This window comes from Pseudomonas sp. (assembly GCF_050739995.1).
Classification (GTDB): domain Bacteria; phylum Pseudomonadota; class Gammaproteobacteria; order Pseudomonadales; family Pseudomonadaceae; genus Aquipseudomonas.
Genome location: NZ_JBOICG010000069.1, coordinates 1 through 6,397, shown reverse-complemented (window position 1 = coordinate 6,397; position 6,397 = coordinate 1). Strand labels below are relative to the sequence as shown.

At 62.3% G+C, this 6,397-nt stretch carries 5 protein-coding genes and 2 pseudogenes; 6 read left to right on the top strand and 1 reads right to left on the bottom strand.

Translation table 11 applies throughout. The annotated features are described in order from the left end of the window. From ACRESD_RS02470 to ACRESD_RS02450, 5 genes are all read left to right on the top strand, one after another. On the top strand, positions 1-1,995 hold a 1,995-nt coding region (locus ACRESD_RS02470), incomplete at its 5' end, for an aminotransferase class I/II-fold pyridoxal phosphate-dependent enzyme (RefSeq protein ID WP_431749474.1). A gap of 40 nt (positions 1,996-2,035) precedes the next feature. Further along, a complete protein-coding gene (locus ACRESD_RS02465; protein WP_431749475.1) occupies positions 2,036-2,875 on the top strand; it encodes a transporter substrate-binding domain-containing protein in 840 nt (279 codons plus the stop codon). Beyond that, positions 2,875-3,579, top strand: coding sequence for an ABC transporter permease (locus tag ACRESD_RS02460; protein ID WP_431749473.1), 705 nt, complete (start codon positions 2,875-2,877; stop codon positions 3,577-3,579). Before ACRESD_RS02465 ends, ACRESD_RS02460 begins: the two co-directional genes overlap by 1 nt. A gap of 7 nt (positions 3,580-3,586) precedes the next feature. Further along, positions 3,587-4,285, top strand: a complete 699-nt coding sequence (locus tag ACRESD_RS02455) for an ABC transporter permease (protein ID WP_431749472.1) — start codon at positions 3,587-3,589, stop codon at positions 4,283-4,285. After that, a complete protein-coding gene (locus tag ACRESD_RS02450) occupies positions 4,282-5,280 on the top strand; it encodes a DMT family transporter (RefSeq protein WP_431749471.1) in 999 nt (332 codons plus the stop codon). The genes ACRESD_RS02455 and ACRESD_RS02450 overlap by 4 nt, the downstream gene beginning before the upstream one ends. Here the strand turns inward: ACRESD_RS02450 and ACRESD_RS02445 are convergent. Further along, positions 5,236-5,775: pseudogene (locus ACRESD_RS02445) on the bottom strand (TetR/AcrR family transcriptional regulator); the annotation flags it as partial. The gene ACRESD_RS02450 and the pseudogene ACRESD_RS02445 overlap by 45 nt on opposite strands. 88 nt (positions 5,776-5,863) lie before the next feature. Between ACRESD_RS02445 and ACRESD_RS02440 the strand changes: the two are divergent. Then, a pseudogene (locus ACRESD_RS02440) lies at positions 5,864-6,397 on the top strand (succinylglutamate desuccinylase); the annotation flags it as partial.

Sequence of the window (6,397 nt, the reverse complement as noted above, 5' to 3'; positions counted from 1 at the left end):
ATGCGGTTTTCTCCCTTCGTTGAGCGAATTTCAGGGCAGGGCGTCGCTGCCTGGGACATCCATCACGCCGCGTTCCACGCCGCCAGCCAGGGCGAGGACATCATCATTCTGAGCGTTGGCGACCCCGATTTCGCCACGCCATCGTTCATCACCGATGCCGCCGTCGGCGCCCTGCGTGACGGTGATACGCACTACACCGAAATCCCCGGCCGCCAGCGTCTGCGCGAGGCGGTGGCGGCGCGTTACAGCAACAGTCTGGCGCGCAACCTGAGCGCCGAAAACGTCATCATCGTGCCCGGCGCGCAAAACGCCTTGTTCATCAGTTCCCTGTGCCTGCTGCAGGCTGGCGATGAAGTGCTGGTGCTCGATCCGATGTACGTCACCTACGAAGCCACGCTCAAGGCCAGCGGCGCGACCTTGGTGCGCGTGCCGTGCGCGCCGGAGTCCGGATTCCGCCTGGATGCCCAGGCACTCGCCGCCGCGATCACCCCGCGTACCCGTGCGATCTTCTTCTCCAACCCGAACAACCCCACCGGCGTGGTGCTGAACCCGCGGGAACTGCAAGCCATCGCCGACCTGGCCATCGCCCATGATTTGTGGGTGGTGGTCGATGAGGTTTATGAAAGCCTGGTGTTCGATGGCGAGTACCACAGCCTGGCCGCGCTGCCGGGCATGGCTGAGCGTTGCATCGTGATCGGTAGCCTGTCGAAATCCCACGCCATGACCGGCTGGCGCATTGGCTGGATCATCGCCGCGCCACAGATGGTGGTCCACGCGGAAACCCTGGTGCTGAGCATGCTCTACGGTTTGCCTGGGTTTGTGATGGAAGCTGCCACGGCGGCAGTGCTGGCCCATGATGATGTGACCCAAGGTATGCGCGAGATCTATCGGCGGCGGCGGGACTTGGTGGTGGCCGGGCTGAGTGCCTGCCCGGGCATCAAGGTGCAGGCGCCACAAGCCGGCATGTTTGTGCTGGTGGATGTACGTGGCACCGGCCTCGACTCCCTGGATTTCGCCTGGCGCTTGTTTCGTGAAGCGGGCGTGTCGGTGCTTGATGCGGCGGCCTTCGGCGAACCCGCCCAAGGGTTTGTGCGCTTGTCATTCACCCTCGGCGAAGAGCGTCTGGGCGAAGCGTGTCGGCGCATCGCGGGGTTTGTCGCCCAGTTGGCCGGTGAGCCACGTGTCGCTGCGGTGGCGCCGGTCGAGGTCGCACCCGCAGCAGAAGCCCGGAAGATGATCGAAGTCATCGACTTGCATAAGCGCTTCGGCAACATCGAGGTACTCAAGGGCATTTCCCTCACCGCCCGCGAAGGTGACGTGATTTCGTTGATCGGCGCCAGCGGCTCGGGCAAAAGCACCTTGCTGCGGTGCATCAACATGCTTGAAGTGCCCGACCAGGGCAGCATTCATGTCGACGGCGAAAGCATCAAGCTGAATTACGGCATCCCCGGCGCACCGTTGGTGGCCGATGCCAAACAGCTGGTGCGTATTCGTTCGACCCTGGGCATGGTGTTCCAGAACTTCAACCTGTGGCCCCATCGCACCGTCCTGGAAAACCTTATCGAAGCGCCTACCCAGGTGCTGGGCGAAAGCCGCGCCGAGGCTACCGAGCGGGCCGAAGCCTTGCTTGACCGTGTGGGGCTCGCCGCCAAGCGCAATGAGTACCCGGCGTTTCTATCCGGTGGCCAACAGCAACGGGTGGCGATTGCCCGCGCGCTGGCCATGCGGCCCAAAGTCATGCTGTTCGACGAACCCACCTCAGCCCTCGACCCGGAACTGGTGGGCGAGGTCTTGCGCGTCATCCGCTCGTTGGCCGAAGAAGGCCGCACCATGATCCTGGTCACCCATGAAATGGCCTTCGCCCGGGATGTGTCCTCCAAAGTGGCTTTTCTGCACCAAGGCATGATCGAGGAGGCCGGCTCGCCGGACTCGGTGTTTATCAACCCACGCAGTGAGCGTTGCCGGCAGTTCGTCAACGCGCATCAAACTCGCTAACTCCAATAAAAAGACGGGGCAAATCATGACATTCAAATCCATGGCAAGCTGGTTGGGCAGTGCAGTGTTGGTGGTGGCCGCAGGTTTCACTCAGGCAGCGGAAAAGCCCATCGTGTTCGCCGTGGCGGCCGAACCGTACCCGCCGTTCACCCTGAAAGGCGGCAACGGACAGTGGTCGGGCTTTGAGGTGGACCTGATCCACAAGCTGTGTGAAGGCATGAAAGCCGAATGTCAGATCAAGGAAGTGGCGTGGGACGGCATCATCCCCTCGTTGCTGGCGAAGAAAATCGACGTGATTTTTTCCTCGATGTCGGTCACCGATGAGCGCGAAAAGCAGATCGCTTTCAGCCGTGCCTATTACGATTCGCTGATCGGCGTGGCAGGGCCGAAGGGCAGTGAAATCGAAGTGTCGCCAGCGGGCTTCAAGGGCAAGCTGATTGGTGTGCAGATCTCCACCGTCAGTGCCAATTACTTGAAAAAGTATTACGAGAACATCGCTGATCTTAAGTACTACGACACCCAGGAATCGGCCAACGCCGACTTGATCGCAGGGCGTATCGACTACATGGTCGCCGACGACACCGCTATCGCCATGATGATCAAAACCCCGGAAGCCCAAGGCCTGGCCCATATCGCCAGCGTGCCCTACGACCCGATCATCGGCCGTGGTGTCGGCGCCGGGTTACGCAAGGAAGACACTGCGCTCAAGGCCCGCCTCGATAAAGCCATCGGCGAACTGCTGGTCAGCAAGGACTATGACGACCTGTCCCAGCATTACTTCGGCCTGTCGGTGAGCCCGTGCAAACGCACTGACACGCCAGCGTTTGTCAGCAAGACCTGTGACAGTCCTTACCCGCAACTCGCCCAGAAGACCGAATAATGCTGGATCTCCTCAGCTTGGGTGAACAAGGATGGGGCAACGCGCTGCTCAAAGGGTTATGGATGACCCTGCAAATTTCCGCTGGCTCATTCGCCGTAGGCTTGTTGATCGGCCTGGTGGTGGCCTGCGCCAAACTCAGTGCGCCGCGCCCGATTGCATTGCTGATGCGCGGCTACACCACGGTGTTTCGCGCGGTGCCGGAGCTGCTGCTGATCCTGCTGCTGTACTACGCGGGTTCCATGGGGCTGAACGCGTTGATGCTGGGGTTGGGTTTCCAGCAAGTGAATATCAGCGGGCCGCTGGTGGCGATTCTGGTGCTGGGCCTGGTACAGGGCGCCTATGCGTCGGAGATCTTCCGCGCCGCCATCCTGGCGATCCCTCATGGGCAGATCGAAGCGGCGCGGGCGTTCGGCTTGAGCGGCGTTGGCCTGTTTCGCCGGGTGACTTTGCCGATCATGGCACCCTACGCCTTGGCCGGCATGTCCAACCTGTGGATCAACCTGATCAAGGACAGCGCCTTGATCAGCGTGGTCGGCACCAATGAGTTGCTGTACACCGCCAAGCAGGCGGCGGGCTCCACGCGCCAATACCTGTTGTTCTACCTCACCGCCGCCGCCTTGTATTACCTGGTGACGCTGGCTTCCAACCACCTGTCCGGGCGCCTGGAGCGACGTATTCGTCGCTGGATGCCGGTTGTCGAGTGAGGGGCGTATGCCTGAGTGGATAAGTTATTACGCGGGGCTGATCGCCAAGGGGTTGCAGACCACCTTGTCGCTGCTGGTGGTCTCGGCGCTACTGGGGTTTGCCCTGGCGGTGCTGGTAGCCTTGGCGCGGTTGTCACGGCGCAAATGGCTGGCGCGCTGCGCGTCGGCCTACACCAGCATGCTGCGCGGCACGCCGCTGTTGATCCAGATCTACATCTTCTATTACGGCCTGGGCAGTCTGTTCGCCCAGTTCCCCATGGTGCGCGGCAGTTTCCTCTGGCCATTCCTGCGTGACGGCTATTGGTACATCGTGTTCGCCCTGGTGCTGTCAGTGGGCGCTTATGTGGGGGAGGTGATTCGCGGCGGCTTGCTGGCGGTGCCCAAGGGCGAGATGGAGGCGGCGTCGGCCTTTGGCATGACCCCACGCCAGGCGCTGCTGCGCGTGCGTCTGCCTCGGGCGATGCGCCTGTTGCTACCGACCCTGGCGGGGGAGACGGTGATGTTGCTCAAGTCCACGGCATTGGCGTCGACGATTGCCGTGGTCGACCTGTTGGGCGCCGCCAACGTGGTGCGCGCGCAGACGTTGCAGATCTACCAACCGCTACTGCTGGTGGCCGGTGTCTACCTGTGCCTGACGTTCCTCATCGAAGGCGTCTACGCCATCGCCGAACGACGCGGTACGCCGCTGCGCAGGTCGGTTGGATGAAACAGGACCGCGCGTTGCAAGGGATTGCCCTGTGCTCACTGGCCTACGCGTTCCTGGCGTTGCAGGACGCGGTGATCAAATGGCTGGTGGCCGATTATTCGGTGTTTACCATTCTGTTCTGGCGCAGCCTGGTGGTGGTCGGTGCCTGTGTGATCGCCGGGCGCATGGGCTTGTTGCGCCGCGCGTGGGGCTCCGCCAGCCGCAAGCTGTTGATCATTCGCGGGTTGCTGTCGTTGCTGGCGTGGCTGCTGTACTACACCGCGGCCAAGGACCTGACCCTGGCGGAAATGACCACGCTGTATTTTTCCGCGCCGATCATGGTCACGTTGCTCGCGGCCTTGATCCTCAAGGAACGCGCCAGTCGGGGCCAGTGGATCGCCTTGATCATCGGGTTTGTCGGTGTGGTGATTGCCTGTCGCCCCAGCCATCTCCAAGACCCGGTGCCCATCGCCCTGACCCTGGCCGCCGCGCTGTGTTGGGCGTTCACCTATATCCAACTGCGCCAGGTTGATCCGGCCACTTCGGTGTTGGAGCAGATGCTGATCACCAATGGGGTGTTCGTGATCTGCATGGCCGTGACCTTGCCCTGGACTCACACGCCAGCGCCGACACCCGCGTGGCTGGGTATGCTGGCCGCAGGACTGGTGGGCGGTATCGGGCAGTTCCTGTTGTTCGCCAGTTTTCGCCGCGCTACCGCAACCTTGCTCGCACCGTTCGAATACACCGGCTTGATCTGGGCCTTTCTCTTATCCAGCCTGATCTGGGGTGCCTCGATGGACACCTCGCTGATCATCGGTGCCGTGCTGATCGCCGTCAGCGGCACCTTGGCCATGCTCAGTGCACGGCATCCCGAATCACAAGATGTGGTCGGCGCTGAATGCTCCGTGACGCAACCCCTGTACCCAGCAGCGACAGATGTGCAGGCCGTTGGCGGGGCTGAAAGTGCCGGGGTTGAGGCAGCCCTCAAGCCAGAGCCCGTCGAGCATCGCCGATAGACCGATGGCGGCCAGGTGGCTGTCGTGGATCACGAGGTTTTCACTGCGGGCCAGGTCGTCCAGCAGTTGCTGGATCAAGGCCAGATAGGCGCGGTAGCTGTTTTCGTGGGATTGGTTCACATGGGGTGAATGGCGGATCAGGCTCCAGAACACCACCCACACGCCCAGCAGGTCGGGGTCCATGACCCGTGGCGAAAACGATGCGCTGAGAAACGCATCCAGGCGTGCGGCGGCACCGTCGGCCTGCTCGACCTGTGCCCACAAGGCGCTGGTCAGTTCGTTGGCCAGCTTGTGATACGTCTCGGCGATCAGCGCATCAATGGTACCGAAATGATGATTGAGCAAGCCCACCGACACACCTGCTTCGGTCGCGATCCGCCGCACGGAAATCCCGGCGTGGCCGTCGCGGGCAAGGCAGGTGAGGGTGGCGGCAACCAACAAGTCCCGGCGTTCATCGGGGTCGGCACGGCGCAGTTTGGGAGGGTCGACGGTCATGTCAGGGCCTTTGATCAAACACCAGTGTCCAGATTAGTTGAACAGCTGTTCAATCACTAGCGAATAAATGATCAGGGGAGGGCAGGGCATGGCAAAAGACCTTTCGTGGCAGGTACCCGGCGATGCGGGCAACCCGTTGCATGTCGGCGCCTGGCGTTTTGAGGGCGATGGCAGCGGGCCGAAGGTGCACCTGCAGGCGGGCGTGCACGCTGACGAAATCGCCGGAATGCTGGTGTTGCATCAACTGCTGCCGCGTTTGCAGGCCTGCCAGGATCAAGGCCGTCTCAAAGGCTGCGTGACCGTGGTGCCCCAGGCCAATCCCTTCGGCATCGGCCAGTTTCGCCAGGGGCGGCTTCTGGGACGATTCCACGAGGCCACCGGGCAGAACTTCAATCGCGCTTTCGACCTGGCCATGGAGCGGCCGGCGACCAACCTGGCGCATTGGCAAAAAAGCCTGGTGCAACTAGCGGCGGACGCGGACTTGGTGCTGGACCTGCACACCGACGACGAAGCGCTGCCTTACCTCTACATCCACCGCCGTTTCTGGCCGGACCAAGGTCTGGCATTGGCGGCGGCATTGCAAGCGGAGGTGGTGATCGTCTGGGATGAGGGTGGCGACGGT